This is a genomic window from Streptomyces sp. DT224, from assembly GCF_049844595.1.
Lineage (GTDB): Bacteria > Actinomycetota > Actinomycetes > Streptomycetales > Streptomycetaceae > Streptomyces.
In genome coordinates this window covers 407,765-434,189 of the sequence record NZ_JBNCLI010000003.1, presented here as the reverse complement: position 1 = coordinate 434,189, position 26,425 = coordinate 407,765, and the positions used below count along the sequence as shown (strand labels likewise).

Below are 26,425 nucleotides of genomic sequence, written 5' to 3'. Positions count from 1 at the left end.
GTACACCGAAGGCCGGTTCCCATGATCTGCGTTCATGAGAGTCAGGTAAGCGTGTCAGTCCCCGCCATCTGCCCGGCCGACAGCCTTGGGCAGCGTCGTTGTGCCTGGTTGGAGCACCTGTTCGGACGAAGGCCGCTTTCACGTGCGGCCGATGCCTGACCACCGGGCGAACAGATCTCGCCGCCTGCGAGGCCGGCCATGCGCGGCTGGGCATGAGGGAGGGCCTTCCGGGCCGGTGCAGATGTCACGATCCACACCGGACCCGGAAGACCCTCATTCGGTCCAGGTCGCCAAACCGAGACCTGCATCACCGTCCACAGCCTTCGTGGACAGGACGCCTAGTACGTCAGTCCGTACCCCACCGGGTACAGCACCTTCGACGGGTCGTCCGCCCGCTGCACCGGCACCGGCAGCTTGCCCTCCGGCCGGACCCGGCCCGCGATCACCCGGGCCGCCGCGCGCAGTTCCACGTCGGTCCAGGAGTACGCGGCCAGGTGCGCCCGGTGCCCCGTGCCCGCCAGCTGCGCGATGTCGTACGGGTTGCGGATGGCGATCGTGATCACCGGGACGCCCGTCGCGGCCAGCGCGCTGACCAGGGTGCGCTGCGAACTGGTCGCCGAGACGTTGTACGTCCCCACCACCACCGCGTCCTTGCCCCGCGCCGCGGCCACCGCCGCGTCGATGGCCGCCTTGCTCGGCGCGGTCCCGGTGGACAGCGCGGTCGCGGCGAAGCCCAGCTCGCCGAACGCCTCGGCCAGCGTCGTCGTCGGCGGGCCCGTGGTGCCCGAGGGGGACGCCGGGTCGGCGCCCACCACCAGCAGGTTCCGGTGCGAGCGGCGCGACAGCGGCAGCAGCCGGCCCTCGTTGGCCAGCAGGGTCGTCGTGTGCTCGGCGATCCGGTCGGCGGCGGCCAGGTGCGCCCGGGTGCCGACCGTACGGTCCACCCCGTGCCCGGAGACGAACGGCTGGTCGAACAGCCCCAGCTTCGTCTTGAGGCGCAGGATGCGCAGGATCGATTCGTCGAGCCGGGCCTCGCTGACCTCGCCGCTCTTCACGGCCGCCAGCAGCGCGTTCCACGAGACGTCCAGGCTCGGCGGGTTCAGCAGCTGGTCCACGCCCGCCTGGAGCGCGAGCACCGGCACCCGCTCGTCCCCGTACTTCGTGCGCACGCCCTGCATGCCGAGCGAGTCGGTGACCACGACCCCGTCGTAGCCCAGCTCCTCGCGCAGGATGCCGGTGAGGATCGGCTTCGAGAGGGTCGCCGGGTCCTCGGCCGGATCGAGCGCGGGCACCACGATGTGCGCGGTCATGATCGAGTCGATGCCCGCCGCGATGGCCGCCCGGAACGGGGGCGCGTCCAGCTCCGCCCACTGCTCCCGGGTGTGGCCGATGACCGGCAGGCCCGTGTGGCTGTCGGTGCTCGTGTCGCCGTGGCCCGGGAAGTGCTTGGCCGTGGAGGCGATCCCGGCGCTCTGGTACCCCTTCACCTGCGCGGCGACCATCCCGGCCACGGACTGCGGGTCCGAGCCGAAGGAGCGGACGCCGATGACCGGGTTGGCCGGGTTCACGTTGACGTCGGCATCCGGCGCGTAGTTCTGGTTGATGCCGATCGCCGCCAGCTCGGCGCCCGCGATCTGCCCGGCCCTGCGGGCGTCGGAGCGCGAACCGCCCGCGCCCAGCGCCATCGCGCCCGGCATCAGCGTGGCCGGCTCGCCGACGCGGCAGACGATGCCGTGCTCCTGGTCGGTGGAGATCAGCAGCGGGATGCGGGACGGGCCCGCGAGGCCCGCGCGCTGGATGCCGTTGGAGAGCTCGGCGATCTGGTGCGGGTCGCGGGTGTTGTGGGCCCAGGCGAAGTAGATGATCCCGCCGACGTGGTACTTGGCGATCATCTCGGCGGCCGTACGCACCCCGATCTCGGCGAGGTTGGCGTCGATGTCGGCCTGGTCCGGGTCGGTGGCCGAGTGCCCGTAGACCCGCATGACGAAGAGCTGGCCGACCTTCTCCTCCAGGCTCATCCCGGAGATGAGCCGCTTCAGCCGCCGGGTCGTGGCGGCGGAGGTGTGACTGCTGTGTGCGGCGCCGGTGCCCTGGGAGGCGGCGGCCCCCGGGGCGGTCGCCATGCCGGCTGCCGCCGCGACGGCGGTGGCGGCGGTGGCGGTGAGGAGGGTGCGTCTGGAGGTGCGGTGGTGCACGTGAGCTCCTTCGGCCGTTCTCGGTGACGAGGGGGTGAAAGAAACTTCCAAGGAGCACGGATATCCAGAAAATAACTTCCGGTCAAGGGTGCGGGCCGTTTTTGAGCGCGTCCCTTCCGGTCGTTGGGTCTCGTTGTGCGCCGCCGCCCGCCCCGGGCTACTGCTTCGGCGCGCCCAGCCGCAGCAGATGCTCGCGCCCCGCGCCCAGCAGCCCCGGCAGCTCCGCCGCCCCCGGGTACCACCGCTTCTCGTACTCCCAGCACACCCAGCCGTCCGGGTCCACGGTGTCCAGGCACGCCCGCAGCGGCAGCACCCCCGCGCCCAGGGCCAGCGGCGTGGTGTCGTCGGTCGAGGCGATGTCCTTCACCTGTACGTAGCCGAGGTGCGGGGCCAGCACCGCGTGGCTGGCCACCGGCTCCTCGCCCGCCAGCCAGGTGTGCATGACGTCCCACAGCGCGCCGACGCTCTTGTGCCCCACCTTCCCCACCACCCGGGCCACATCGACCCCCGCCCGGTGTGAGTCGTGGGTCTCCAGCAGGATGCTCACGCCCAGGTCGGCGGCGTACGGAGCGGCCGCCCCGAGCCTGCGCGCGGCGGCCGCGTCCGCCTCCTCCGGGTCCCCGTCACCGGCGCCGGGGAACACCCGGACGTACGACGCGCCCAGGTCCCGGGCCAGTTCGGTCAGCGCGGCCAGCTCGTCCAGGACCGGCTGGTCGTACCCCTCGGCGGCGACCTTCGCGTACCCGGCCACGGTCAGGATCTCGACCCCGCCGCGCTCGAACTCCGCGCGCACGGCGGACCGTTCGGCCTGCCCGAGTCCGAGGTGCACCGGCTCTTCGGGGTGGGCGCGCAGTTCGACCCCCTGGTAGCCGTTGCCGGCGGCCAGCCGGACGACCTCGGGCATGGGCAGCCCCGGCACCCCGAGGGTGGAGAAAGCGAGCTTCACGTGCGTGTTCCTTCCGTCGTTCCACGAGGGCGGGCGCCCTCACGTGTACCCAGCCCCCGGCCCGGACTCACCCCCGGGGTGCCGCCGTCGAGCCGCGCACCATCAGCTCGGCCGGGATCAGCGCGATGCCGCCCGGCGGCGGGTCCTCCTTGCCCAAGGCCAGCCGGCCCGCCCGCGCCCCGGCCTCGAAGAGCGGCAGCCGTACGGTCGTCAGGGCCGGGACCACGTCCACGGAGAACGGCAGGTCGTCGAAGCCGGCGACCGAGATGTCCTCGGGGATACGCAGCCCCCGGTCGCGGACCGCCGCCGCCGCGCCGAGCGCCACGGTGTCGTTCGCGGCGACGACGGCGGTGATCTCCGGTTCGCGGCGCAGGAGTTCGACGGTGGCGTCGTAGCCGGAGCCCCGGGCGTACGAGCCGTGGACGGTCAGCCGGTCCTCGTCCCCGGCCGCCCCCGCCGCCCGCATCGCCTCCCGGTGGCCGGCCAGGCGGTGGCGGGTGGTGGTCCGTTCCAGCGGGCCCGCGACATAGCCGATCCGGCGGTGGCCCAGCGAGAGCAGGTGACTCGTCAGGCGCCGGGCGCCGCCCTGGTTGTCGAAGGCCAGCGCGGCCACCACGGACGCCCCGTCCGGCAGCGGGGGCCGTCCGCAGAGCACGACCCGGGTCCCCGCCTCCGCGAGCTTGGCGAGCTTCGCGGCCATCGCCGTCTGGTGCTCCGGGTCCTCCACCGCGCCCCCGGTGAGGATGACGGCGGCGGCGCGCTGGCGCTGGAGCAGGGTGAGGTAGGTCAGCTCGCGGGCGGGGGAGCCGCCGGTGTTGCAGACGACCGCCAGTTTCTCGCCGCCCGCCCGGCCGGACCCGTCGCCGGGCCCGCCGATCTCGTTCTGCGCGGCGCCCGCCATGATCCCGAAGAACGGGTCGGCGATGTCGTTGACGAGGACGCCGACCAGGTCCGAGGTGGCCGCCGCCAGGGCGCTGGCCTGCCCGTTCAGCACGTAGTCCAGGTCGTCCACCGCGCGCAGGACCCGTTCCCGGGTGGACGCCGCCACCGGGTAATTGCCGTTCAGCACACGGGAGACGGTGGCCGGGGACACCCGGGCGCGGGCCGCCACGTCCGCCAGGGTGACTGTCATCGCTTTCCTCCGTGGCCGGTGACCGATTGACGGGCCCCCTCTTGTCCGGGCCGCTGTCGGCAGGCTAGCGTCATCCCGCATAGAAAGCGCTTGCTACGGCTGTACGGAGGGAATTTTCGTGACACGCAGGACAGTGCGCATCGCCATGAACGGCGTGACGGGACGCATGGGATACCGGCAGCACCTGGTGCGCTCGATCCTCGCGATCCGCGAGCAGGGCGGCCTCGACCTCGGCGACGGCGACGTGCTGTGGCCCGAACCGATCCTCGTCGGCCGCCGCGCCCACGCCCTGGAGGAGCTGGCCGCCCGCCACGGTCTGACCGAGTGGTCGACCGACCTGGACGCGGTCCTCGCGGACGACACCGTCGACATCTACTTCGACGCCCAGGTCACCCAGGCCCGCGTCGAGGCGATCAAGAAGGCCGTCGCCGCCGGCAAGCACATCTACACCGAGAAGCCCACGGCCACGGACGTCGAGGGCGCGCTCGACCTGGCCCGCCTGGCCCAGGAGGCCGGCATCAAGCACGGCGTCGTCCAGGACAAGATCTTCCTGCCGGGCCTGCTGAAGCTGAAGCGCCTCATCGACGGCGGCTTCTTCGGCGAGATCCTGTCCGTGCGCGGCGAGTTCGGCTACTGGGTCTTCGAGGGCGACTGGCAGGAAGCCCAGCGCCCCTCCTGGAACTACCGCGCGGAGGACGGCGGCGGCATCGTCGTGGACATGTTCCCGCACTGGGAGTACGTGCTCCACGAGCTGTTCGGCCGGGTCACCACGGTCCAGGCGCACGTCCAGACCCACATCCCGGAGCGCCGGGACGAGCGCGGCGAGCCGTACGCGGCGACCGCCGACGACGCCGCCTACGGCATCTTCCAGCTGGAGGGCGGCGCCGTCGCCCAGATCAACTCCTCCTGGGCGGTCCGGGTCAACCGCGACGAGCTGGTCGAGTTCCAGGTGGACGGCACCCACGGCTCCGCCGTCGCGGGCCTGCGCAACTGCCGCGTCCAGCACCGCTCGGCCACCCCGAAGCCGGTCTGGAACCCGGACCTGCCGGTCACCGAGTCCTTCCGCGACCAGTGGCAGGAGGTCCCGGACAACGCGGTGTTCGACAACGGCTTCAAGGCCCAGTGGGAGCTGTTCCTCCGCCACATCGTGCTGGACGAGCCCTACACCTGGGACCTGATGGCGGGCGCCCGCGGCGTGCAGCTCGCGGAGCTGGGCCTGAAGTCCCACGCGGAGGGCCGCCGCCTGGACGTCCCGGAGCTCTCGCTGTGACCAGCCGCCCCCCTCTCCGCCCCGAGGAGCCGTCACCGTGACCATCCATCTCCCGCAGGGCCCCTACGAACCCCGGGCCACCCCGCTCGACCTCGCCCCCACGGGGACGCCGCTCGCCTCCCGTACGGTCTTCTCCGCCGCGCACGTGGTGGCCGACCCGTACGCCGACGTCACGCCGGACTCCCCGGCCGCCGTCGACTGGGACGCCACCCTCGCCTTCCGCCGCCACCTCTGGTCGCACGGCCTGGGCGTGGCCGAGGCCATGGACACCGCGCAGCGCGGCATGGGCCTGGACTGGGCGGGCGCCGAGGAGCTGATCCGCCGCTCGGCCGCCGAGGCCAAGGCGGTCGGCGGCCGCATCGCCTGCGGCGTCGGCACGGACCAGCTGCCGCCGGGCCCGGCGACGCTCGCCGAGGTGCGTTCCGCGTACGAGGAACAGCTCGCCGTCGTCGAGGAGAGCGGCGCCCAGGCCATCCTGATGGCCTCCCGGGCGCTCGCCGCCGCCGCGAAGGGCCCCCAGGACTACCTGGACACGTACGCCCATCTGCTGCGCCAGGCCACCGAACCGGTCGTCCTGCACTGGCTGGGCCCGATGTTCGACCCGGCGCTGGAGGGCTACTGGGGCTCCACCGACCTGGACCTGGCCACCGACACCTTCCTCCAGGTCATCGCGGAACACCCGGACAAGGTCGACGGCATCAAGATGTCGCTGCTCGACGCGGACCGCGAGATCGACGTGCGCCGCCGGCTGCCGAGCGGCGTCCGCTGCTACACCGGCGACGACTTCAACTACCCGGAGCTGATCGCGGGCGACGACCGGGGCTTCAGCCACGCGCTGCTCGGCATCTTCGACCCGCTGGGCCCGCTGGCCGCGCACGCGGTACGGGTGCTGGACACGGGCGACACGAAGGGCTTCCGCGAACTGCTCGACCCCACGGTCGAGTTGTCCCGGCACCTCTTCCAGGCGCCGACGCGCTTCTACAAGACGGGCGTGGTGTTCCTGGCCTGGCTGGCCGGCCACCAGGACCACTTCACGATGGTGGGCGGCCTCCAGTCGGCCCGCTCGCTCCCGCACCTGGCGAAGGCGTACGAACTCGCCGACCGGCTCGGCCTGTTCCCGGACCCGGAGCTCGCGGAGTCGAGGATGCGCGCGCTGCTGACCGTGCAGGGAGGCACCCGATGAGCGACGGCCGTCTCTCCATCAACCAGGAGACCATCAAGCAGTGGTCGCTGCCGGAGCTGGCCGAGGGCTGCGCGAAGGCGGGCATCGACAAGGTCGGCCTCTGGCGGGCCCCGGTGCAGGCGTACGGGGTCGAGGCGACGGCCCGGTTGCTGTCCGACCACGGCCTGACCGTCACCAGCCTGTGCCGGGGCGGCTTCCTCACCGCCCCGGACCCGGCCGGGCGCGCCCGCGCCCTGGACGACAACCGCGCCGCCCTCGACGAGGCGGCGGGCGTGGGCACGGACACCCTGGTCCTCGTCTCGGGCGGCCTCCCGGAGGGCAGCAAGGACCTGTACGGCGCCCGCGAACGCATCGCGGACGCCCTGGCCGAGCTGGCCCCGTACGCCGCCGAACGCGGGGTGCGCCTGGCCATCGAGCCCCTGCACCCCATGTTCGCCTCGGACCGCTGCGTGGTCTCGACCCTCTCCCAGGCCCTGGACCTCGCCGAGCGCTTCCCGGCCGACCGGGTGGGCGTGGTCGTGGACACGTACCACCTCTGGTGGGACGACCAGGCCCCCGCCCAGATCGCGCGGGCCGGCGCGACGGGCCGCATCCACTCCTTCCAGCTCGCGGACTGGATCACCCCGCTCCCGGCGGGCGTCCTGCTCGGCCGGGGCCAACTCGGCGACGGCAGCGTCGACTTCCGCTTCTTCCGCGAGGCGGTGGAGGCCACGGGCTTCGACGGCCCGGTCGAGGTGGAGATCTTCAACGAGGCGCTGTGGGCGCGCGACGGCGCGGAGGTCCTGGCGGAGGTGGCGTCCCGCTACGCGGAACACGCCTGCTGAACCCGGTCCGCCCCGGGGCCCGCCTGTGCGGTGCGGGTCCCGGGAATGCACCGCAGAGGTTTACGGAAGCATCTCGCCCTTGTCGAAGTCTTCGACAAGGGCCGAGGTGAAGACGGTGGCGGCCAGCCATCCGTCCTTGTCCGGTCCACTCACCGGAAGGATCAGGCGTTTACGCTCGAACGCCCCCTGTGCGCGCGAGCCGCTGACCAGGGCCACGACCCATACGCCTTCGGCATCCTCGTGGAAGCTGATCTCCCGCAGGGAGAGCCCGCCCTCATCCGGGCCGCCGGCCAGCTGCGCTTCCACCTCGCCTTTGAACTCGCCGAGGTAGTCCGAATAGGCGGTCAGCATGTCGTTCTTTCCGGTCTCAGCAGCCACAGTCGCAACAGTAGGCCGTGATGACGCCGACAGGGCGATGGTCTTTCGAACGGGAGTCGACGCGCTCCGCGAAGACAACCTTCATACCGCCGGCGTTGACGTTACGGAAGGTGCGACTTTGCGGCTTGCAAGTAACCTTGCTCCCTTGGGGCTTGCAGGTTCCATGGTCGAGCGTCGAATCGATGTCCAGCTTCATGTTCGACCCAAAAGTCGCATACACCCGCCAATCGATCGGGTGGGGATTTGGAGCGGCTTCAACTGGGAGAGCCACTGTCGCTGAGGCGAAGAAGGCTACGGCTGCCACGGCGATTGTCCTGGGCACGTAAGAGATGCCGCGCATCAATCCCCTCTTTCTTTGATTCCTCCTTCTTTCTGGGAGGCGCATGCGCTTTCGCAAATAGGCTGTAGCGGATCAAGGGTATTCGCCGGTGCGCCGGGTATGCGGCTCGCTGCGTAGATTCCTGGATTCCTGCATGAGAGCTGTGGCGAGGGCAGGGATACGGCGTAGTCGCGTGACGCCCGCTTCGTGCCGGGCAGTCGGCTGAGCGGCGCTGCTCTCGGAACATGACAGGCAGGACCAACCGCCCCTGCTCGGTGACCTGCGCCTCCAGGTTGGCCGAGGCTCCACGTGGCGCTCTCTGCAGAGGTTTCTCTGCAGAGAGTCCTGTGCAGAGGAACCTCTGCTATTTAGGCTGGTGACATGTCCGACGAACTCGAAAGCACGTCGCAGCCCGCCAAACCCACTCGGCGCCTCGACGCGCGCAGCCTGCGGGGGCTGGCCCATCCACTGCGGATGAGCATCTACGAACTGCTCGGCCTGGACGGGCCTGCTACCGCCACCAGGCTGGCCGAACGCCTCGGGGAGAACACCGGCACCATCAGTTGGCACTTGCGCCACCTCGCCGAGCACGGCTTCATCGTGGAGGAAACCGGGCGGGGCACGAAACGCGAGCGTTGGTGGAGGCAGGTCGATGTCTCGAACGAGCTGAACACCGCCGATTTCCGCGACGATCCCGACACTCGGGGGACGCTGTCGGTCTATGTGCACGAACTGCTGCAGCAGCACTTCAGCCGGGTCGTGAACTACATCGGCGAGGACTGGGACGACAGGTGGCGGAGCGCCGGCACTGTCTCGGACTGGAGTGACCTGCGGATGACTCCGAAGCAGTTGGAGGCACTCAACGCGGAGCTGATGGCTGTCATCGCGCGCCATTCCCCCGCTCCGGACGTCGAACCCGCTCCGGACGCGCTCCCTGTCGTCGTGCAGCTCCAGTCCTTCCCCCGCAAGGAGCGTGGCTCCGCATGAGCTGCGGCATACGCGGTGGCCTCCTGCGTCGGCACCGCGATTTCCGCCTGCTGTGGTGCGGCGAGACCGCCGGCAAGTTCGGTGCGTCCGTCACCGGGGTGGCGATGCCGCTGGTCGCCGTCTCCACCTTGCACGCCAGCACGTTCGAGGTCGGCCTGCTGAGCGCCGCAGCCTGGGCCCCTTGGCTGATCATCGGTCTCCCGGTCGGTGTCTGGGTGGACCGGCTGCGCCGCAGACCGATCATGCTGGCCGCCGCCGCGGTCTCCCTCGTACTCTTCGCCGGCGTCCCGGTCGCCGCATGGTCCGGCCGGCTGAGTATCGGACTCCTCCTGGCCGTCGCCCTGCTGACGGGCACGGCAGCGGTGTTCTTCCAGACCGCCTACACCGCCTATCTCCCCAGCATTCTGGAACCTGATGACCAGCCCGAGGGCAACGCCAAACTGCACGGCAGCGCCTCTGCCGCGCAAATTGCCGGGCTCGGCTCCGGCGGTCTGATCGCGCAGCTGGCAGGTGCGGTGAACGGGATGTTCGCCCACGCCGCCACCTTCTTCGTCTCCCTCCTGTGTCTCGCAGCCATCCGGCATCGCGAACCACGCGTTATCAGAACCGAGGATCGCCCCACTTCACTGGTCAGTGAAGTCCGCGAAGGGATGCGGCTGATCGCCTACGACCCCTGGTTCCGCACGTTCACGCTCTTCGGAGCCGCCTCGAACCTGGCTCTTATGGGGTACCAGTCGATCCAGGTGGCATTTCTGGTTCGGAGCGTCGGCCTGGCCCCGGGGACGGTCGGCGTACTCATCGCGGCGACCAGTGCCGGAGGTGTAGCCGGGGCATTCGCCGCACGCCGGGTCGCTCACCGGATCGGCACGGCCCGCGCGACACTGCTGTTCGAACTGGGACTTCCCACACTCGGTCTGCTCATCCCGCTGACCATCGGCGGAGCCGGGATCCTGCTCTTTGTGGCAGGTGGCTTCAGCGTCGTCGCCGGCGTGGTCGCCGGCAACATCATCAAGGCGAGCTTCCAGCAGCGCTACTGCTCGCCCGATCTCCTCGGTCGCCTCACCGCGAGCACCGCATTCCTCAGCTACGGAACGATCCCCATCGGAGCACTGCTCGGCGGTGCACTCGGAACCGCACTCGGCCTCCGCACCGCCATGGCCATCACGACGGCGGGGGTCCCGCTCGCCGCACTGGTCCTGCTCTTCTCCCCGATCCGGCGATCCCGGGACCTGCCGATGTCCCGCCTCGCCGCGAGTAACTCCAAGCTGCCGCTGGACTCTGATGGCGAGCCGGTCCCATCCCGTCATTGATCAGGATCGCGCCGGGCACTCCCTCTCCCGCCGACTTCCGGAAAGCGGATCACCATCTCCGCGAAGCGCCCGGCCGGACTTCTGGCAGCCGTCGTCGGCTGCCGCTCATCCGAGTCGGCGGCCCTTGACCGCGGTGACGAAGGAGGCCCAGCCGTCGGCGGAGAACACGATGGCGGGCCCGGTAACGGCCTTGCTGTCGCGGACGGGGACGGAGGCGTGGCCGCGCGCGGCTTCGAGGCAGTCTCCGTTGTTGCCACCGCTGTAGCTGGACTTGAACCATCCGGACAAGGAACGGGAGTCAGCGTAGGGGCGGTTGTGGCTGTGCATTTTCGTGCTCCTCTGCGATGGCCCGGATGAGATCGATCGAAGCCCGTTGGGGCGCCGCGTCACCCAGGGCGAGAGTGTAGGACTCCTGGCAGGCGGCCACCAACGCCGGATCATCCATCAGATTGCCCGTCTGAAGTCCCTCTACATAAGCGAGGGGAGGGCCGTCATCGAAGTCGAGCATGTAGAGCGCGCTCTCCATGAGCGCGTGGGCCCCTACAGCAAAGGGCAGCACGTGCAGACGCAGCCGTCCGGAGGCCGCCATGTCCGCGATCTTCCGCAATTGCTCCGCCATGATCTGCGGGCCACCGACACGCCGTCGGAGAGCCGCTTCGTCGAGAAGTGCCCAGACCACCGGACGCGCCGACTCCGCGAGCATCCGGCCGCGCTCCAGGCGGTTGACGACGAACGTGTCAATCTCGTCCGGCTGGTAGTTGGTTCTGTACGCCTCGAAGACGGCACGGGCGTACGGGCCGGTCTGGAGGAGCCCGGGGATGAGCGACAACCCGTACAGGCGCACCTCGGTGGCCTGCCGCTCCAGCTCGGCCACGTGCGCGAAGTACTGGACGAACTTCGAGTCCAGGTCCTCAAGCCACCGCACGAAGAACCCGCCCGTGTCCAACGCCCGGTCGATCCTCGCCGCGTCCTCCGGGCCCGGCAGCCGCCGGCCCGCCTCCCAGTGGCTGATCAGCGTGGGCGAGCAGACCACCATCTCGCTCAGCGCCTCCTGAGTCAGGTTCGCCGCGACGCGTTGCAGCCGCAGCTCCGCGCCGTACTTCTGCCGTGGTGAACGCGGCACCCGCCTCATATCCATGCGGCTCAACTCCTCGTCTTGACGTGCCCGCTGTCATCCCCGACCCCCTGGCAGCGTAGCGACGCGTAACCCCACTCTGTGATGGGTTCGCTACAGAACGCAGGCCCCCGGAAGGAAGCAGGCAGACGTGAAGGAAAACGAGGCGCAGACGATCAGGCTGCTGCCCTGGGAGAGCCAGGGCGGCAAGCCCTGTTACGTCCTCGGGGACGGCAACGGCTACGTCTCGCGGCTGGCCGACAACATCGAGAGCGTCCAACTCGGCATGGCCGACGAACTGCTGGGCCACGCGGCCGACCTCCTGGCCGACCAGAAGGTGACGGGCCCGGAACTCCACTTCCTGGCGAGCCGCCTGACCGAGTCCCTGCGGGACGTACGGCGCGTCGCGGAGAGCAGGGGCTCGCGCATGACGGGGGCGGCGGCGCGCTCAGCGGACGGCTGAGCCGGCCACCTGCTCGTACGCCTCACGGGCGCCCTCCACCTCCGGGAGATGCGCGGCGGCCCAGGCGCAGCAGGCGGCCATGGGGGCGAGGAGCGATCGGCCGAGCGGGGAGAGCGCGTAGTCGACGCGGGGCGGGATGCCGTCGCCGACGGTACGGGTGACCAGGCCGTCCCGTTCCATGGAGCGGAGGGTCTCGGTGAGGACCTTCGGGGTGATGCCGCGCAGGGGGGCCGCCAGCTCGGAGAAGCGGCGGGGGCCGTCCTCCAGGCACCGGACGATCTTCGCCGTCCACTTGCCGCCCAGCCGGAACGGCGATTCGGTGTGGTCGCAGGCGGTGAACATCTCGGCGTCAAGGGGTTGGCTCACGCCGTCGAGCGTACGTAACTATCGTTGCGGAAACCATGGGGTGCCGGTCTAGCGTCGCGGCAACGGCCCACGGAGGACGCGGGCCCTGGCCAAGGGGGCGACCCATGAGCAGGATCGTTGTGTTCGGAGCCGGTGGACGCGCGGGGCGGCGGGCGGTCGCGGAGGCCGTGGAGCGGGGGCACCGGGTCACGGCCGTGGTGCGGGACCCCGCCGCGTATGCGGGGCTCGGCGGACCCGGGGTGGACGTGGTCGCCGGGGACGTGACCGACGCGGAGAGCGTGGCGGCCGTGGCGGAGGGGCATGACGCGGCGATCGGGGCGGCGGCGCCGAGGGACATGCCGTCCGCCGAGTTCTTCGTGAGCGCGGCCCACGCGCTGCTGGGCGGGCTGGAGCGGGCGGGCGTGCCCCGGCTGGTGCTGGTCGGGATCGGCACGACGTTGGAGGCGGCGCCGGGCGTGATGCTCCACGACACCCCCGGATTCCCGGAGGACGCCCGGACCTTCTCGCTCGGCCACGCGGCGGAACTGGACGTGCTGCGCGCCGCCGAGACCCCCGTCGACTGGGTGGTGCTCGCCCCGCCGGCGGTCTTCCTGGACGACGAGGCCGACCGCACCGGCCGCTACCGGACGGGCGGCAACGCATTGTTGCCGGACGCCGACTTCCTCTCCTACGCGGACCTGGCGGTCGCGCTCGTCGACGAGATCGAGACCCCGAAGCACAGCCGTACGCTGACCGCGGTGGCCTCCTGACCGCGCCGCGAGGTCAGGTGTAGTGGTACCGGGCTTGCACGATGACGAGTTCCGACTCGGTTGCTCTGTAGACCAGCCGGTGCTCGTCATCGATGCGCCTTGACCAGTAGCCGCTCAGGTCGCCACGCAGAGGTTCGGGTTTCCCGATGCCGTCGAAGGGATCGCGCAGAGCTTCGGTGATGAGCCTGTTGATGCGACGTGTCATGCGACGGTCGCTCTCCGACCAGAAGGTGTAGTCGTCCCAACCGCGCGTGGTGAACGCGAGCTTCACGCGTGGTCCTCGCTGTCGTCGGGCACATCCGCCAGTTCGTGGTACTCCGTCCCGCCCGTCTCGGCTTCCGCGATGGAGTCGAGAAGCCGGCGCGCGTTGGCGGGGGAGCGCAGCAAGTAGATCGTCTCCTGCCAGGAGCTGAAGTCCTCTTCGGACATGAGGACCGCGTTGCCCTTGCGTGAGGTGATGTGCACGGGGGCGTGGTCCGCGTTGACCTGCTCGATCAGCGGGAACAGGTGCTTCCGGGCTTCACTGGCCGTTATCGACATCGCGGACCTCTTTCACTGCACCCTAACTGGTACCGCTTATGGTACCAGTAGAACGCCTGTCGTGCGGGGACCGCGCTGTCGCACCCGCCCGATACCGTCGCCCCATGGCCACCACCACGCCCCACACCCCCAACCTGGCCGTCCTCGAAGGCGTCCTCGAACGGATCACGTACTCCAACGAGGAGAACGGCTACACCGTCGCCCGCGTCGACACCGGGCGCGGGGCCAACGACCTGCTCACCGTCGTCGGGGCGCTGCTCGGGGCGCAGCCCGGGGAGTCCTTGCGGATGGAGGGGCGTTGGGGGTCCCACTCGCAGTACGGCAAGCAGTTCCACGTGGAGAACTACCGGACCGTCCTCCCCGCCACGATCCAGGGCATCCGCCGCTACCTCGGCTCCGGGCTGATCAAGGGCATCGGGCCGGTCATGGCGGACCGGATCACCACCCACTTCGGGGTCGACACCCTCGACATCATCGAGCGGGAGCCCAAGCGGCTCATCGAGGTTCCCGGGCTCGGCCCCAAGCGGACGAAGATGATCGCCGCCGCCTGGGAGGAGCAGAAGGCGATCAAGGAGGTCATGGTCTTCCTCCAGGGCGTCGGCGTCTCGACGTCCATCGCCGTGCGGATCTACAAGAAGTACGAGGACGCCTCGATCTCCGTCGTGAGGAACCAGCCCTACCGGCTGGCCGCCGACGTCTGGGGCATCGGCTTCCTGACCGCCGACAGGATCGCCCAGGCCGTGGGCATCCCGCACGACAGCCCGGAACGCGTCAAGGCGGGCTTGCAGTACGCGCTGTCGCAGTCCACCGACCAGGGCCACTGCTTCCTGCCCGAGGAGCGGCTGATCGCGGACGGGGTGAAGTTGCTCCAGGTGGACACCGGGCTCGTCATCGAGTGCCTGGCGGAGCTGGCCGAGGAGCCGGAGGGCGTCGTACGGGAGAAGGTGCCGTCGCCCGAGGGCGGCGAGCCGGTCACGGCGGTGTATCTGGTGCCGTTCCACCGGGCGGAGATCTCGCTCGCCGCCCAGGTGCGACGGCTGCTGCGGACGCCGGAGGAACGGATGCCCGCCTTCGCGGACGTGGACTGGGACAAGGCACTGAAGTGGCTCGCGGGCCGGACCGGGGCCACGCTGGCGCCCGAGCAGGAGGACGCCGTGCGGCTCGCGCTGACCCGGAAGGTCGCCGTGCTCACCGGCGGCCCCGGCTGCGGCAAGTCGTTCACGGTCCGGTCCATCGTGGAGCTGGCCCGGGCCAAGAAGGCGAAAGTGGTGCTGGCCGCGCCGACCGGGCGGGCCGCCAAGCGGCTGTCCGAGCTGACCGGGGCCGAAGCCTCCACCGTGCACCGGCTGCTGGAACTGAAGCCGGGGGGCGACGCGGCGTACGACAAGGACCGCCCGCTCGACGCCGATCTGGTCGTCGTGGACGAGGCGTCGATGCTCGACCTGCTGCTCGCCAACAAGCTGGTGAAGGCCGTGGCACCGGGTGCCCACCTGTTGCTCGTCGGCGATGTGGACCAGCTGCCCTCGGTGGGGGCGGGGGAGGTGCTGCGGGACCTCCTCGCCGAGGGCGGCCCGGTGCCGGCGGTCCGGCTGACCACGATTTTCCGCCAGGCCCAGCAGTCGGGCGTCGTCACCAACGCGCACCGCATCAATTCCGGCGTACTGCCCCTCACTCAGGGGCTCAGCGACTTCTTCCTCTTCGTGGAGGACGAGACGGAGGACGCCGGGGTGCTCGCGGTGGACGTCGCGGCCCGGCGTATTCCGGCCAAGTTCGGGCTCAACCCGCGCCGGGACGTGCAGGTGCTCGCCCCCATGCACCGGGGCCCGGCCGGGGCCGGGCATCTCAACGGTCTGCTCCAGCAGGCGATCACCCCGGGCCGGCCGGGCGTGCCCGAGAAGCGGTTCGGCGGCCGGGTCTTCCGCGTCGGGGACAAGGTCACTCAGATCCGTAACAACTATGACAAGGGGGAGAACGGGGTCTTCAACGGCACGGTGGGCGTCGTCACCGGCCTTGACCTGGACGAACAGCGGCTGACGGTCCTGACCGACGAGGACGAGGAGATCGGCTACGACTTCGACGAGCTGGACGAGCTGGCCCACGCGTACGCCATGACGATCCACCGTTCGCAGGGCAGCGAGTACCCCGCCGTCGTCATTCCGGTGACGAAGAGCGCCTGGATGATGCTCCAGCGGAACCTGCTCTACACCGCCGTGACCCGGGCCAAGAAGCTCGTCGTCCTGGTCGGCTCACGGCAGGCGATCGGCCAGGCGGTCCGCACGGTTTCCGCAGGCAGGCGCTGTACGGCGCTGGATCACCGGCTCCGCGGAGGCGGCGACGGAGGATCGTCGGTAAAAATGATCGATCAAAACGGTGGGAAACATCACGGAGGTCTTCCGGAACCGCAGTCAAGGGGGCAGGATGGCTAAGTTCGCGGCACTCAGTGCCGCGAGTAGGTCCAATGGACGACCCCGAGTGCACTCTCCTGAGCCAAATGGGGGAGGGTGGAGACAGTCAGGGAACCTCGAAGAAGAGGCACTACGTCGGTGAGGGATGACGTGAGCGAGCACACCAACAACGCTGTGGTACTGCGGTACGGCGATGGCGAGTACACCTACCCGGTGATCGACAGCACCGTCGGCGACAAGGGCTTCGACATCGGGAAGCTCCGGGCGAACACCGGCCTGGTGACGCTGGACAGCGGATACGGCAACACCGCTGCCTATAAATCGGCCATCACCTACCTCGACGGCGAGCAGGGCATCCTGCGCTACCGCGGCTACCCGATCGAGCAGCTCGCGGAGCGTTCGACCTTCCTCGAGGTCGCGTACACGCTGATCAACGGTGAGCTCCCCAAGGTCGACGAGCTGTCGACCTTCAAGAACGAGATCACCCAGCACACGCTGCTGCACGAGGACGTCAAGCGGTTCTTCGACGGCTTCCCGCGCGACGCCCACCCGATGGCCATGCTGTCCTCGGTCGTCAGCGCGCTGTCCACGTTCTACCAGGACAGCCACAACCCGTTCGACGAGGAGCAGCGCCACCTCTCGACCATCCGGCTGCTCGCCAAGCTCCCGACCATCGCCGCGTACGCGTACAAGAAGTCGATCGGTCACCCGTTCGTCTACCCGCGCAACGACCTCGGCTACGTCGAGAACTTCCTGCGCATGACCTTCTCGGTGCCGGCCCAGGAGTACGAGCTGGACCCGGTCGTCGTCTCGGCGCTCGACAAGCTGCTCATCCTGCACGCGGACCACGAGCAGAACTGCTCGACCTCCACCGTGCGCCTGGTCGGCTCCTCGCAGGCGAACATGTTCGCCTCGATCTCCGCCGGCATCTCGGCGCTGTGGGGCCCCCTGCACGGCGGCGCCAACCAGTCCGTGCTGGAGATGCTGGAAGGCATCCAGGCCAACGGCGGCGACGTCGACTCCTTCATCCGCAAGGTGAAGAACAAGGAGGACGGCGTCCGCCTGATGGGCTTCGGCCACCGGGTGTACAAGTCCTTCGACCCGCGCGCCAAGATCATCAAGGCCGCCGCGCACGATGTGCTCTCCGCCCTCGGCAAGTCCGACGAGCTGCTCGACATCGCGCTCAAGCTGGAGGAGCACGCGCTCTCCGACGAGTACTTCGTCTCGCGCAACCTCTACCCGAACGTGGACTTCTACACGGGCCTCATCTACCGCGCGATGGGCTTCCCGACCGAGATGTTCACCGTGCTCTTCGCGCTCGGCCGGCTCCCCGGCTGGATCGCCCAGTGGCACGAGATGATCAAGGAGCCCGGCTCCCGCATCGGCCGCCCGCGCCAGATCTACACCGGCGAGGTCCTGCGCGACTTCGTCCCGGTCGAGGGCCGCTGAACGCCCCCTCCCGCATCACCCGGCCCTGACTGACGCCGGATCCCCGCGCCCCTGTCTGCCGCGTCCTCGCCCCGAGCGACGCGGCGGGCGGGGGCGTGTGGCGTTCCGGGGGGGCGTACGGGAGGGGGCGTACAGGAGCTGGCTGGGTGCGTACGCCGGCGTGTGCGCCGGTCCGGGAGCGCTCCCGCGCAAGAGAGAAGCGCCTCGCCATCGATCCCCCCACGGGCCGACGGCGAGGCGCTTCCCATGTCCCGGAGCGGATTCCCCCCACGGGATCCGGCCGGGCGTTCAGTGGGAGCCGTAGCTCCTGGGCTGTGCCTCGGTACTGCTTGTCCTGCTCACCGCGCTGTGGTCTGCCGGGGTACGTACCGACGGGAGGGCCGCTCAAAGCTCCCCGGTGTACGTGCCCCGGCCCACTCTTGCCCGGAGCATCCCCCAAGATGCTCCGCAGGACGTCCCCCAAGACATCCTTGGCATCGCACTCTAAGACTTACGAACCCATCGAATGGTTACCCTGAAACCGATGTGATCTGGATCTCATTGTGGATATTACGTGAAGGAGCGCAGGCGCAGGCTGTTCGTCACGACGAAGACCGATGAGAAGGCCATCGCCGCTCCGGCAATCATAGGGTTGAGCAGCCCAAATGCCGCAAGGGGTAGGGCGGCCACGTTGTAGCCGAATGCCCAGAAGAGGTTGCCCCTGATGGTGGTGAGGGTGCGCCGGGAGAGGCGGATGGCGTCTGCTGTCACCTTGAGATCTCCACGAACCAGGGTCAGGTCGCTCGCCTCGATGGCCGCGTCGGTGCCCGTGCCCATGGCCAGGCCCAGGTCGGCCTGGGCCAGCGCGGCGGCGTCGTTGACCCCGTCGCCGACCATGGCGACGACCCGTCCCCGCTCCTGGAGACCCCGGATGACGTGCGCCTTCTCCTCCGGCAGCACCTCGGCGCGGACCTCCTCGATCCCGGCTTCCCGGGCCACGGACTCCGCCACGGAGCGGTTGTCGCCGGTCAGCAGGATCGGTGTGAGGCCGAGATTCCGGAGCGCTGCGACGGCCTCCGCACTGGTGTCCTTGATCGCGTCGGCGACTTCCAGGACCGCGCGCGCCTCGCCGTCCCAGCCGACCGCGATGGCCGTACGCCCTTGAGCGGCGGCGTCCGCGACGGCGGCGGCCAGGGCGTCGGGGAGGGTGAATCCGGCCTCGGTGAGCAGCCGGGGGCGCCCGACGAGGACGGTGTGACCCTCAACCACGCCCTGTACGCCGAGGCCGGGGACGTTGGTGAATTCCTCCGGGGTGGGGAGAGCGGCGCCGGTGCGTTCGGCGGCTCCGGTCGCCACGGCCTGGGCGATGGGGTGTTCGGAGGCGTGTTCCAGGGCGCCGGCGAGGCGGAGGGCGTCGGATTCGGTGGTTCCGGGGGTGGTGTGGACGGTCTGGAGGGTCATCCGGCCGGTGGTGGCGGTGCCGGTCTTGTCCAGGACGATCGTGTCGACGCGGCGGGTGGACTCCAGGACTTCGGGGCCCTTGATCAGGATGCCGAGCTGGGCGCCGCGTCCGGTGCCGACCATGAGCGCGGTGGGTGTGGCCAGGCCCAGCGCGCACGGGCAGGCGATGATCAGGACCGCGACCGCCGCCGTGAACGCGGCCGTCACGTCGTCGGTGGCCAGCAGCCATCCGACGAGCGTGGCGAGGGCGATGAGCAGGACGACCGGGACGAACACCGCCGAGATCCGGTCCGCGAGGCGCTGCACCTCGGCCTTGCCGTTCTGCGCGTCCTCGACCAGCTTCGCCATCCGGGCCAGCTGGGTGTCCGCGCCGACGCGGGTCGCCTCGACCACGAGGCGGCCGCCCGCGTTGAGGGTCGCACCGGTCACCGCGTCGCCCGCGCCCACGTCCACGGGGACGGACTCGCCGGTGAGCATGGACGCGTCCACGGCCGAGGAACCCTCGACCACGGTGCCGTCCGTCGCGATCTTCTCGCCCGGCCGGACCAGGAACCGGTCGCCCACGAGGAGCCGGCCGACGGGCACGCGGACTTCGGTGCCGTCACGCAGGACCGTCACGTCCTTGGCGCCGAGGTGCATCAGGGCCCGCAGCGCGGCCCCGGCCCTCCGCTTCGACTTCGCCTCCAGATAGCGGCCCAGCAGGATGAAGGTGACGACGCCCGCCGCGACCTCCAGGTAGAGGGTGGCCGAGGCGTCGGCCCGGGAGGCCGTCAGGTCGAAGCCGTGCCGCATGCCGGGCATCCCGGCGTCCCCCAGGAACAGCGCCCACAGCGACCAGCCGAAGGCGGCGAGAGTCCCGACGGACACGAGGGTGTCCATGGTGGCCGCGCCGTGCCTCAGGTTGGTCCACGTGGCCCGGTGGAAGGGCAGCCCGCCCCAGACCACGACGGGCGCGGCGAGGGTGAGCGAGAGCCACTGCCAGAAGTCGAACTGGAGGGCGGGGATCATCGCCAGGGCGACCACGGGGGCGGCGAGCACGGCGGAGACGACCAGCCGCTGACGGAGGGCGGTGAGGGCGGGGTCGGGGGTGGCGTCGGGGTCGGGCGGGGCTTCCGGTTCCGGTTCCGGTCGGGGTGCGTGGGGTGCGGGCTCGGGGGACTGCGGGGCCCGCGGGGTTTCTGTGGCGGCGGGTTCGGGAGCCTGCGCGACGGCCCCGGGCAGCGGCTTCGCCGTATAGCCGGTCCTCTCCACCGTGGCGACGAGATCGTTGACGGAGACGGCGGCACCGTCATAGCTGACGCGGGCCTTCTCCGTGGCGTAGTTCACGGTGGCCGTGACGCCGTCCATCCGGTTGAGCTTCTTCTCGACGCGGGCCGCGCACGAGGCGCAGGTCATCCCGCCGATCATGAACTCGGCCCGGGAGGGCTCCGCCTCCGGGGCGCCGGCCTCCGTCGCGCTGTGGGTGTCCGATGCGCTGTGCATGTCCGAGCTCCTGGAACGCCGGCCGGGCCGGACCCCACCAGAATCTGCTGGTCGGTGCGGCCCGGCCGGGACGGGATGGGGGTGGGTGGTTCCCGGGGCGGTCAGGCGCGGCCGGTGAGCTCGTAACCGGCCTCGTCGACGGCGGCGCGTACGGCCTCGTCGTCCAGGGGGCCCTGCGAGACCACCGTCACCTGCCCGGTGGACGCCACGGCCTTCACGGAGGTGACACCCTCGATGGCGGAGACCTCCTCGGAGACGGCGCCCTCGCAGTGGCCGCAGGTCATGCCGGTCACCTGGTAGACGGTGGTCACGCCGGACTGCCCGGCGTCGGCGCCCGCGCTGTCGTGGCAGGAACCGCTGGGCGAGCAGCAGGAGCTGGTCGCCTGGGGGAGCTGGGTCTCGGCGGTCATGGTGTTCTCCTCTTCGACGGGCACACGGGGCGGAGGGGCGCACGCCGGTGCGCCTCCACGATCCCCAGTTTATACCCCTAGGGGGTATGACGCGAGTGGGGCCCGGCCGTCGTGTCGTCGGGGATCAGGGGTTCGAGGTACCGGTCTCCTTCGGACTGCGGCGCACCGGCGGGCTGATCACCGCGGCGGCCGTGATCCTGGCCGTCGTGATGGTCGCCATCGGCACCTCGCGGGTGACCAACACCAAGATGCTCGGCCTCGGCATCGCGCTCGCGGTGCTCATGGACGCGATGGTGGTCCGCAGCCTCCTCGTCCCGACGGTCATGAAGCTGATGGGCCGGGCGAGCTGGTGGGCCCCGGGTCCGCTGCGGAGGTTCCACCAGCGGTTCGGCCTGAGCGAGGGCGAGCCGGGGCGGCCGGAGGCGCCGGCGTCCCTACCGAAGCGGGACGCCGAGACGGAGCGGGTGCCCAGCGGGGCGTGAGCTGGAGAGGGCGGCGGGGCGGAGAGCCGGTACGGGTGACTGCGCCCGGTCGGCCCCTCGCCCCGCCGTCGTCACGCCCCGCCGTTGTCACGCCCCGGCGTCGACCGGGACGTCGCCCCGCCAGAGCGCGGCCCAGGTGTCCGCGTCGACCAGGCCGGTGCTGAGCAGGGGCGGGTGGTCGGCCTGGAAGCGCCGGACGGCGTCCAGGGTGCGCAGGCCGAACGTCCCGTCCACCGCGTCCCACGGCAGGTAGCGCCGGTTGGCCAGCATGCACTGCACCTGGAAGGCGCGGTCGCCCCGGTCGCCGAAGACGGTGAGCCCGTCCCCGTCGTAGAAGGCGCACACGGGGCTGGAGCCGGCCGGCGGCACGTTCTCGGCGTCGGCGGCGGCCCCTGGAGCCGCGGCCACGGCGGCGGCGAGCGCGAGGGCGGCCAGGAGGCCGGTGGCCAGGGCCGAGGCGCCGGCGGCCCGGCGCGGGGACTGCGGGGACAAGGGGGTGCGGGACATGATGATCGCTCCTCGGTGAGTGCGGGGGGCGGGCCCGGGGGCCCGGTCTCACCGAGGACAACAGCCCGGAAGGGCCTCACGTCACTGCCCGGGCCGGGCGGGTCCCGGAAGGGCCAGGGCCCGTGCGAGCCAGGCAGGCGCGGGTGCGGCGGGCGACCGGGGTGAGGTGGCGCCGCTGACCGGCGGTGAGGACCCGGTCCTCCAGCATCTCGCCCGCCTTGCCGTCGCGTCGGAAGGAGGGCATGACCACGAGGCGGACGGCGCCCCTCGTCCGGCTGAGTGCCGCGATACCGGCGACATGGCCCAGGTCCGGTCCCAGAGGTCCGGTCCGTGGTGCAATCCGGTGAAGTCGGTGCCCGCCGAGACGGAGGGCCCCGGCTGCGGGTCTCGTCCGCGAGGCGGGCCGGATCGGTCGGGGACAACCGCACGGACCCGCCCCGATCCACTCGTGGCCCGCGGCGGAGACCTCGTCCAGGAAGCGCCGTAACGGCCCCTGCCGGGGATGGCCGGGGCCCCAGGAGCGCGGCGGCGCAGCCGCTGCGGATGCGGGGCGAAGCGGAGGACGGGGAGGACGTCATGCCCGAGCCTCACCACGCGGGGACGCGTGTCAGGGGTACGTCCGTACGTCCGTACAGATGATTGACGGTGATCCAAGCGGAGATGATCCAGGTACAGGCGCCCAGCCGGAGGGATGTCGCATGCCTGAGCAGCCGTACGACGTGATCACCATGGGGCGGATCGGGGTGGACCTCTACCCGCTGCGGACGGGGGTGCCGCTGGCCCGGGTCGACACCTTCGGGAAGTTCCTCGGCGGCTCCCCGTCCAACGTGGCCGTCGCCGCCGCCCGCCTCGGCCGGCGCACCGCCGTGGTGACCCGGACCGGCGATGACCCCTTCGGCGGCTATCTGCGCGAGCAGTTGCGGGAGTTCGGGGTCGACGACCGGTGGGTGACGCCCGTCGCCGCCTACCCGACCCCGGTCACCTTCTGCGAGGTCTTCCCGCCCGACGACTTCCCGCTGTACTTCTATCGGCAGCCCAAGGCCCCCGACCTGGAGATCCGTGCCTGCGAGCTGGATCTCGGAGCGGTCCGGGCCGCCCGGGTGTTCTGGATGACCGGCACCGGCCTGTGCGCCGAGCCGAGCCGTACGGCGACGCTCACCGCCCTCCGCGCCCGCGACCGCTCCGGCATCACCGTCTTCGACCTCGACTGGCGCCCGATGTTCTGGCCGCCGGACGCATCCGGGCCGAGCGCGTCCGCCCGTTACCGCGAGGCCCTGGCGTACGCGACGGTCGCCGTCGGCAATCTGGACGAGTGCGAGATCGCCACTGGCGAGCGCGAACCGTACGCGGCGGCCCGCGCCCTCATCGAGGCCGGCGTCGAGCTGGCCGTCGTCAAACAGGGCCCCGCCGGCGTCCTCGCGGTCCACCGCGACGGGACCGTCGCCGATGTGCCGCCGCTCCCCGTCGACGTGGTCAACGGCCTCGGCGCGGGGGACGCGTTCGGCGGCGCCCTCTGCCACGGGCTGCTCAGCGGCTGGGACCTCGCGCACACCATGCGCTACGCCAACGCCGCGGGCGCCATCGTCGCCGCCCGCCTCGCCTGCTCCTCCGCCATGCCGTTCCCGCACGAGGTCGAGGCCGCCCTCGCCGAGGGCGCGGTCACCGTACACGGCGAAGGGGCGTGACCATGCGAGGTGAACCGGCGTACCACCTCCCGGCGGGCTCCACCGCGCACGGCCCGTACGCCCTGGACATCGGCCCGGACCAGGCCGGCTGGGAGCGGTCGGGGCTGCGCGTCCTGGAGCTGGAGCCGGGAGGAGTTCACACACTCGTCACCGGGGAGAGTGAGTGGATCGTCCTGCCGTTGACCGGCAGCTGTACGGTGCACATCTCAGATGAGATCTTTGAACTGCTGGGCCGTAGGAGCGTGTTCAGCGGCGTTTCCGATTTCGCCTATGTACCACGCGATGCCCACGCACAGATCGCCTCCGGCGCAGGCGGCCGCTTCGCCCTGGCAGGAGCGAAGTGCGAGCGACGACTCCCCGCTCGCTACGGCCCCGCGCCGGAGGTACGCGTGGAACTGCGCGGCGCCGGCAGCTGCTCCCGCCAGGTCAACAACTTCGCCGCCGCCGACGCCTTCGACTGCGACCGGCTGATCGCCGTGGAAGTCCTCACCCCCGGCGGCAACTGGTCGTCCTACCCGCCGCACAAACACGACGAGCACCACCCGGGCGAGGAATCCGTCCTGGAGGAGATCTACTACTTCGAGGTCGAGGACGGCGGCCTCGGCTACCACCGGGTCTCCCCGTCCCGCCCCGGCGGCACGGACGTGCTGGCCGAGGTCCGCAGCGGCGACGCGGTCCTCATCCCGGACGGCTGGCACGGCCCGTCCATCGCCCAGCCCGGCCGCACCCTGTACTACCTCAACGTCATGGCGGGCCCCGGCGAGAAGCGGGAGTGGCTGATCCGCGACCACCCCGACCACACCTGGGTCCGCGACACCTGGCCGTCCCAGCCGGTCGACCCCCGGCTGCCGCTCCACGGACCGGAGGACCACGCATGACCGCGACGCCCGGCACGGCCGGACCGGCCGGGGAGGCCACCCGCCGCCTCACCACCGCCCAGGCACTCGTCGCCTTCCTCGCGAGCCAGTACGCCGAACGCGACGGCGAGCGCCACCGGCTGATCGCCGCCACCTGGGGCATCTTCGGCCACGGCAACGTCGCCGGCGTCGGCCAGGCGCTCCTGGAGACCGGCCCCGCGATGCCGTACCTCCAGGGCCGCAACGAACAGGCCATGGTCCACGCGGCCGTGGGCTACGCCCGCCAGTCGGGCAGGCTGTCCGCCCAGGCCGTCACCACGTCCATCGGCCCCGGCGCCACCAACCTCGTCACCGGCGCCGCCCTCGCCACCGTCAACCACCTCCCCGTCCTGCTGCTGCCCGGCGACACCTTCGCGACCCGCCCCGCCGACCCCGTGCTCCAGCAGCTGGAAGTGGCGTACGCGGGCGACGTCTCCGTCAACGACTGCCTGCGCCCCGTCTCCCGCTACTTCGACCGGGTCACCCGCCCCGAGGCCCTGATCCCGGCCGCGCTGCACGCCATGCGGGTCCTCGCCGACCCGGCGGAGACCGGCGCGGTCACCCTCGCGCTGCCGCAGGACGTCCAGACCGAGGCGTACGACTGGCCGGCGGAGTTCTTCGCGGAGCGCGTCTGGCACGTACGCCGCCCCGCCCCCGACCCGTACGAACTCGACCGGGCCGTACGGGCCGTGCGCGCCGCCCGCCGCCCCCTGATCATCGCGGGCGGCGGGGTGCACCACAGCGCCGCCGAGGACGCCCTCGCCGCGTTCGCCGCCGCCACCGGCATCCCCGTCGCCTCCACCCAGGCAGGCAAGGGTTCACTGCGCCACGACCACCCCGCCGACGTCGGCGGCATCGGCCACACCGGGACCGCCACCGCCGACGACCTCGCCCGCGCCGCCGACCTCGTCATCGGAATCGGCACCCGGTACACCGACTTCACCACCGCGTCCGCGACCCTCTTCGCGGACCCCGGCGTCCGCTTCCTCAACGTCAACCTCACCGGCTTCGACGCCCACAAGCTCGCCGCGCTCCCGCTCGTCGCCGACGCCCGCACCGCCCTCGAAGCCCTCACCGCCGCCCTGGCCGGACACCGTGCGGACCCCGCCTACGTGACCGAGTACACCGAGGCCAAGGCCCGCTGGGAGCGGCGCGTCGACGCCGCGTACGCCACGCCCGACCCGGGGGCCCGCCCCACGCAGACCCAGGTCCTCGGCCTCCTGGACGAGCTGGTCACCGACGAGGACATCCTCGTCAACGCGGCCGGTTCGCTCCCCGGCGACCTGCACAAGCTCTGGCGGACCCGCTCCCCGCGCCAGTACCACGTGGAATACGGCTACTCCTGCATGGGCTACGAGATCCCGGCCGCGATCGGCGTCCGGATGGCGGCCCCGGACCGGCCCGTCTGGGCGCTCGTCGGCGACGGCACCTACCTCATGAACCCCACCGAGATCGTCACCGCCGTCCAGGAGGGCCTGCCGGTCAAGCTGGTCGTCCTCCAGAACCACGGCTACGCCTCGATCGGCGGCCTCTCCGAGGCGACGGGCGGCGAACGCTTCGGCACGGACTACCGCCACCGGTCGGCGGACGGGGACTTCACCGGCCCCCCGCTCCCCGTGGACCTCGCCGCCAACGCCGCCTCGCTCGGCATGCGGGTGCTGCGCGCCGGGACGGTGGCCGAACTGCGGGCGGCCCTCGCCGAGGCCCGCGCCGCCGACCGGCCCGTCTGCGTACACGTCGAGACGGAAACACCCGGCGCCGGACAGGGGCCCCCGGAGGCGCAGGCGTGGTGGGATGTTCCCGTGGCCGAGGCGGCCACCCGCCCCGCGGCGGTCGAAGCACGGAAAGAGTACGAAAGACACAGCGCCGGCCGACGCCGTCACCTCTGAAGGA

General features: G+C 71.2%; 24 protein-coding genes and 2 pseudogenes. 13 read left to right on the top strand and 13 right to left on the bottom strand.

The genetic code is table 11. The features are described 5' to 3' along the window. Nucleotides 1-338: 338 nt before the first annotated feature. The 3 genes from ACLQ2N_RS09230 to ACLQ2N_RS09220 all read right to left on the bottom strand — a co-directional run bounded on the left by ACLQ2N_RS09230 (nt 339) and on the right by ACLQ2N_RS09220 (nt 4,273). Nucleotides 339-2,195 carry a glycoside hydrolase family 3 protein gene (locus ACLQ2N_RS09230; protein ID WP_425810910.1) on the bottom strand — a complete coding sequence of 619 codons (1,857 nt, stop codon included), beginning with the start codon at nt 2,193-2,195 and terminating at the stop codon, nt 339-341. Nucleotides 2,196-2,352: 157 nt separating this feature from the next. Next, nucleotides 2,353-3,141 (bottom strand): sugar phosphate isomerase/epimerase family protein, encoded by a 789-nt coding sequence (locus tag ACLQ2N_RS09225; RefSeq protein ID WP_425810908.1) that lies wholly within the window; start codon nt 3,139-3,141, stop codon nt 2,353-2,355. Nucleotides 3,142-3,208: 67 nt separating this feature from the next. Further along, nucleotides 3,209-4,273: a LacI family DNA-binding transcriptional regulator gene (locus ACLQ2N_RS09220; RefSeq protein WP_425810906.1), complete on the bottom strand. Its 1,065-nt coding sequence runs from the start codon at nt 4,271-4,273 to the stop codon at nt 3,209-3,211. A gap of 118 nt (nt 4,274-4,391) precedes the next feature. Between ACLQ2N_RS09220 and ACLQ2N_RS09215 the strand changes: the two genes are divergently transcribed. From ACLQ2N_RS09215 to ACLQ2N_RS09205, 3 genes are read left to right on the top strand one after another with little or no spacing between them, the layout of a single operon-like run. Beyond that, nucleotides 4,392-5,543, top strand: coding sequence for a Gfo/Idh/MocA family protein (locus tag ACLQ2N_RS09215; RefSeq protein WP_361024573.1), 1,152 nt, complete (start codon nt 4,392-4,394; stop codon nt 5,541-5,543). Nucleotides 5,544-5,580: 37 nt separating this feature from the next. Next, a complete protein-coding gene (locus tag ACLQ2N_RS09210) occupies nt 5,581-6,726 on the top strand; it encodes a dihydrodipicolinate synthase family protein (RefSeq protein ID WP_425810904.1) in 1,146 nt (381 codons plus the stop codon). Beyond that, nucleotides 6,723-7,550, top strand: a complete 828-nt coding sequence (locus ACLQ2N_RS09205; RefSeq protein WP_425810902.1) for a sugar phosphate isomerase/epimerase family protein — start codon at nt 6,723-6,725, stop codon at nt 7,548-7,550. Before ACLQ2N_RS09210 ends, ACLQ2N_RS09205 begins: the two co-directional genes overlap by 4 nt. 60 nt (nt 7,551-7,610) lie before the next feature. Here ACLQ2N_RS09205 and ACLQ2N_RS09200 read toward each other — a convergent pair whose 3' ends face one another. Continuing rightward, the gene (locus ACLQ2N_RS09200; protein ID WP_425810900.1) at nt 7,611-7,928 is read right to left on the bottom strand and encodes a hypothetical protein; all 318 of its coding nucleotides are present in this window, start codon (nt 7,926-7,928) and stop codon (nt 7,611-7,613) included. A gap of 700 nt (nt 7,929-8,628) precedes the next feature. Between ACLQ2N_RS09200 and ACLQ2N_RS09195 the strand changes: the two genes are divergently transcribed. Together ACLQ2N_RS09195 and ACLQ2N_RS09190 are read left to right on the top strand one after the other, a co-directional pair. Next, complete coding sequence (locus ACLQ2N_RS09195; protein WP_425810898.1) at nt 8,629-9,234, top strand: helix-turn-helix domain-containing protein; 606 nt, start codon at nt 8,629-8,631, stop codon at nt 9,232-9,234. Then, nucleotides 9,231-10,544, top strand: a complete 1,314-nt coding sequence (locus ACLQ2N_RS09190; protein WP_425810896.1) for an MFS transporter — start codon at nt 9,231-9,233, stop codon at nt 10,542-10,544. Before ACLQ2N_RS09195 ends, ACLQ2N_RS09190 begins: the two co-directional genes overlap by 4 nt. 105 nt (nt 10,545-10,649) lie before the next feature. Here ACLQ2N_RS09190 and ACLQ2N_RS09185 read toward each other — a convergent pair whose 3' ends face one another. Next, a complete protein-coding gene (locus tag ACLQ2N_RS09185) occupies nt 10,650-10,871 on the bottom strand; it encodes a DUF397 domain-containing protein (RefSeq protein WP_425810894.1) in 222 nt (73 codons plus the stop codon). After that, nucleotides 10,843-11,682: a helix-turn-helix domain-containing protein gene (locus ACLQ2N_RS09180; RefSeq protein ID WP_425810893.1), complete on the bottom strand. Its 840-nt coding sequence runs from the start codon at nt 11,680-11,682 to the stop codon at nt 10,843-10,845. Before ACLQ2N_RS09180 ends, ACLQ2N_RS09185 begins: the two co-directional genes overlap by 29 nt. A gap of 127 nt (nt 11,683-11,809) precedes the next feature. Here ACLQ2N_RS09180 and ACLQ2N_RS09175 point away from each other — a divergent pair, with 127 nt between their 5' ends. After that, nucleotides 11,810-12,121, top strand: a complete 312-nt coding sequence (locus tag ACLQ2N_RS09175) for a hypothetical protein (protein ID WP_425810891.1) — start codon at nt 11,810-11,812, stop codon at nt 12,119-12,121. On the opposite strand, the gene ACLQ2N_RS09170 is transcribed toward ACLQ2N_RS09175, so the two are convergent. Beyond that, a complete protein-coding gene (locus tag ACLQ2N_RS09170) occupies nt 12,107-12,463 on the bottom strand; it encodes a winged helix-turn-helix transcriptional regulator (RefSeq protein ID WP_425811326.1) in 357 nt (118 codons plus the stop codon). The two genes, ACLQ2N_RS09175 and ACLQ2N_RS09170, sit on opposite strands and share 15 nt — an antisense overlap. Nucleotides 12,464-12,591: 128 nt before the next feature. Between ACLQ2N_RS09170 and ACLQ2N_RS09165 the strand changes: the two genes are divergently transcribed. Beyond that, a complete protein-coding gene (locus ACLQ2N_RS09165; protein ID WP_425810889.1) occupies nt 12,592-13,236 on the top strand; it encodes an NAD(P)-dependent oxidoreductase in 645 nt (214 codons plus the stop codon). 13 nt (nt 13,237-13,249) lie between these two features. Here ACLQ2N_RS09165 and ACLQ2N_RS09160 read toward each other — a convergent pair whose 3' ends face one another. Next, on the bottom strand, nt 13,250-13,507 hold the full coding sequence (locus tag ACLQ2N_RS09160) for a Txe/YoeB family addiction module toxin (RefSeq protein ID WP_425810887.1): 258 nt from the start codon (nt 13,505-13,507) through the stop codon (nt 13,250-13,252). Then, the gene (locus ACLQ2N_RS09155; protein ID WP_425810885.1) at nt 13,504-13,776 is read right to left on the bottom strand and encodes a type II toxin-antitoxin system Phd/YefM family antitoxin; all 273 of its coding nucleotides are present in this window, start codon (nt 13,774-13,776) and stop codon (nt 13,504-13,506) included. Before ACLQ2N_RS09155 ends, ACLQ2N_RS09160 begins: the two co-directional genes overlap by 4 nt. A 104-nt stretch (nt 13,777-13,880) precedes the next feature. Here ACLQ2N_RS09155 and recD2 point away from each other — a divergent pair, with 104 nt between their 5' ends. After that, nucleotides 13,881-16,202 (top strand): SF1B family DNA helicase RecD2, encoded by a 2,322-nt coding sequence (gene recD2, locus ACLQ2N_RS09150; protein ID WP_425810883.1) that lies wholly within the window; start codon nt 13,881-13,883, stop codon nt 16,200-16,202. Nucleotides 16,203-16,331: 129 nt separating this feature from the next. Next, entirely contained in the window at nt 16,332-17,630 is a 1,299-nt protein-coding gene (locus ACLQ2N_RS09145) for a citrate synthase (RefSeq protein WP_018518088.1), read from the top strand. 549 nt (nt 17,631-18,179) lie between these two features. Here ACLQ2N_RS09145 and ACLQ2N_RS09140 read toward each other — a convergent pair. Both ACLQ2N_RS09140 and ACLQ2N_RS09135 read right to left on the bottom strand, forming a co-directional pair. Then, nucleotides 18,180-20,552, bottom strand: coding sequence for a heavy metal translocating P-type ATPase (locus ACLQ2N_RS09140; RefSeq protein ID WP_425810880.1), 2,373 nt, complete (start codon nt 20,550-20,552; stop codon nt 18,180-18,182). 101 nt (nt 20,553-20,653) lie between these two features. Continuing rightward, nucleotides 20,654-20,962: a heavy-metal-associated domain-containing protein gene (locus ACLQ2N_RS09135; protein ID WP_425810878.1), complete on the bottom strand. Its 309-nt coding sequence runs from the start codon at nt 20,960-20,962 to the stop codon at nt 20,654-20,656. A gap of 134 nt (nt 20,963-21,096) precedes the next feature. Between ACLQ2N_RS09135 and ACLQ2N_RS09130 the strand changes: the two are divergent. Further along, a pseudogene (locus ACLQ2N_RS09130) lies at nt 21,097-21,444 on the top strand (MMPL family transporter); the annotation flags it as partial. Nucleotides 21,445-21,531: 87 nt separating this feature from the next. Here the strand turns inward: ACLQ2N_RS09130 and ACLQ2N_RS09125 are convergent. Both ACLQ2N_RS09125 and ACLQ2N_RS09120 read right to left on the bottom strand, forming a co-directional pair. Continuing rightward, complete coding sequence (locus tag ACLQ2N_RS09125; protein ID WP_425810876.1) at nt 21,532-21,951, bottom strand: peptidoglycan-binding domain-containing protein; 420 nt, start codon at nt 21,949-21,951, stop codon at nt 21,532-21,534. A gap of 145 nt (nt 21,952-22,096) precedes the next feature. Beyond that, a pseudogene (locus ACLQ2N_RS09120) lies at nt 22,097-22,529 on the bottom strand (2-keto-myo-inositol dehydratase); the annotation flags it as partial. Nucleotides 22,530-22,649: 120 nt separating this feature from the next. Between ACLQ2N_RS09120 and iolC the strand changes: the two are divergent. From iolC to iolD, 3 genes are read left to right on the top strand one after another with little or no spacing between them, the layout of a single operon-like run. Continuing rightward, a complete protein-coding gene (gene iolC / locus ACLQ2N_RS09115) occupies nt 22,650-23,636 on the top strand; it encodes a 5-dehydro-2-deoxygluconokinase (RefSeq protein WP_425810874.1) in 987 nt (328 codons plus the stop codon). A 2-nt stretch (nt 23,637-23,638) separates the two neighbouring features. Continuing rightward, on the top strand, nt 23,639-24,514 hold the full coding sequence (gene iolB, locus ACLQ2N_RS09110; protein WP_425810872.1) for a 5-deoxy-glucuronate isomerase: 876 nt from the start codon (nt 23,639-23,641) through the stop codon (nt 24,512-24,514). After that, nucleotides 24,511-26,421 carry a 3D-(3,5/4)-trihydroxycyclohexane-1,2-dione acylhydrolase (decyclizing) gene (iolD, locus tag ACLQ2N_RS09105; protein WP_425810870.1) on the top strand — a complete coding sequence of 637 codons (1,911 nt, stop codon included), beginning with the start codon at nt 24,511-24,513 and terminating at the stop codon, nt 26,419-26,421. The genes iolB and iolD overlap by 4 nt, the downstream gene beginning before the upstream one ends. Nucleotides 26,422-26,425: the final 4 nt, after the last annotated feature.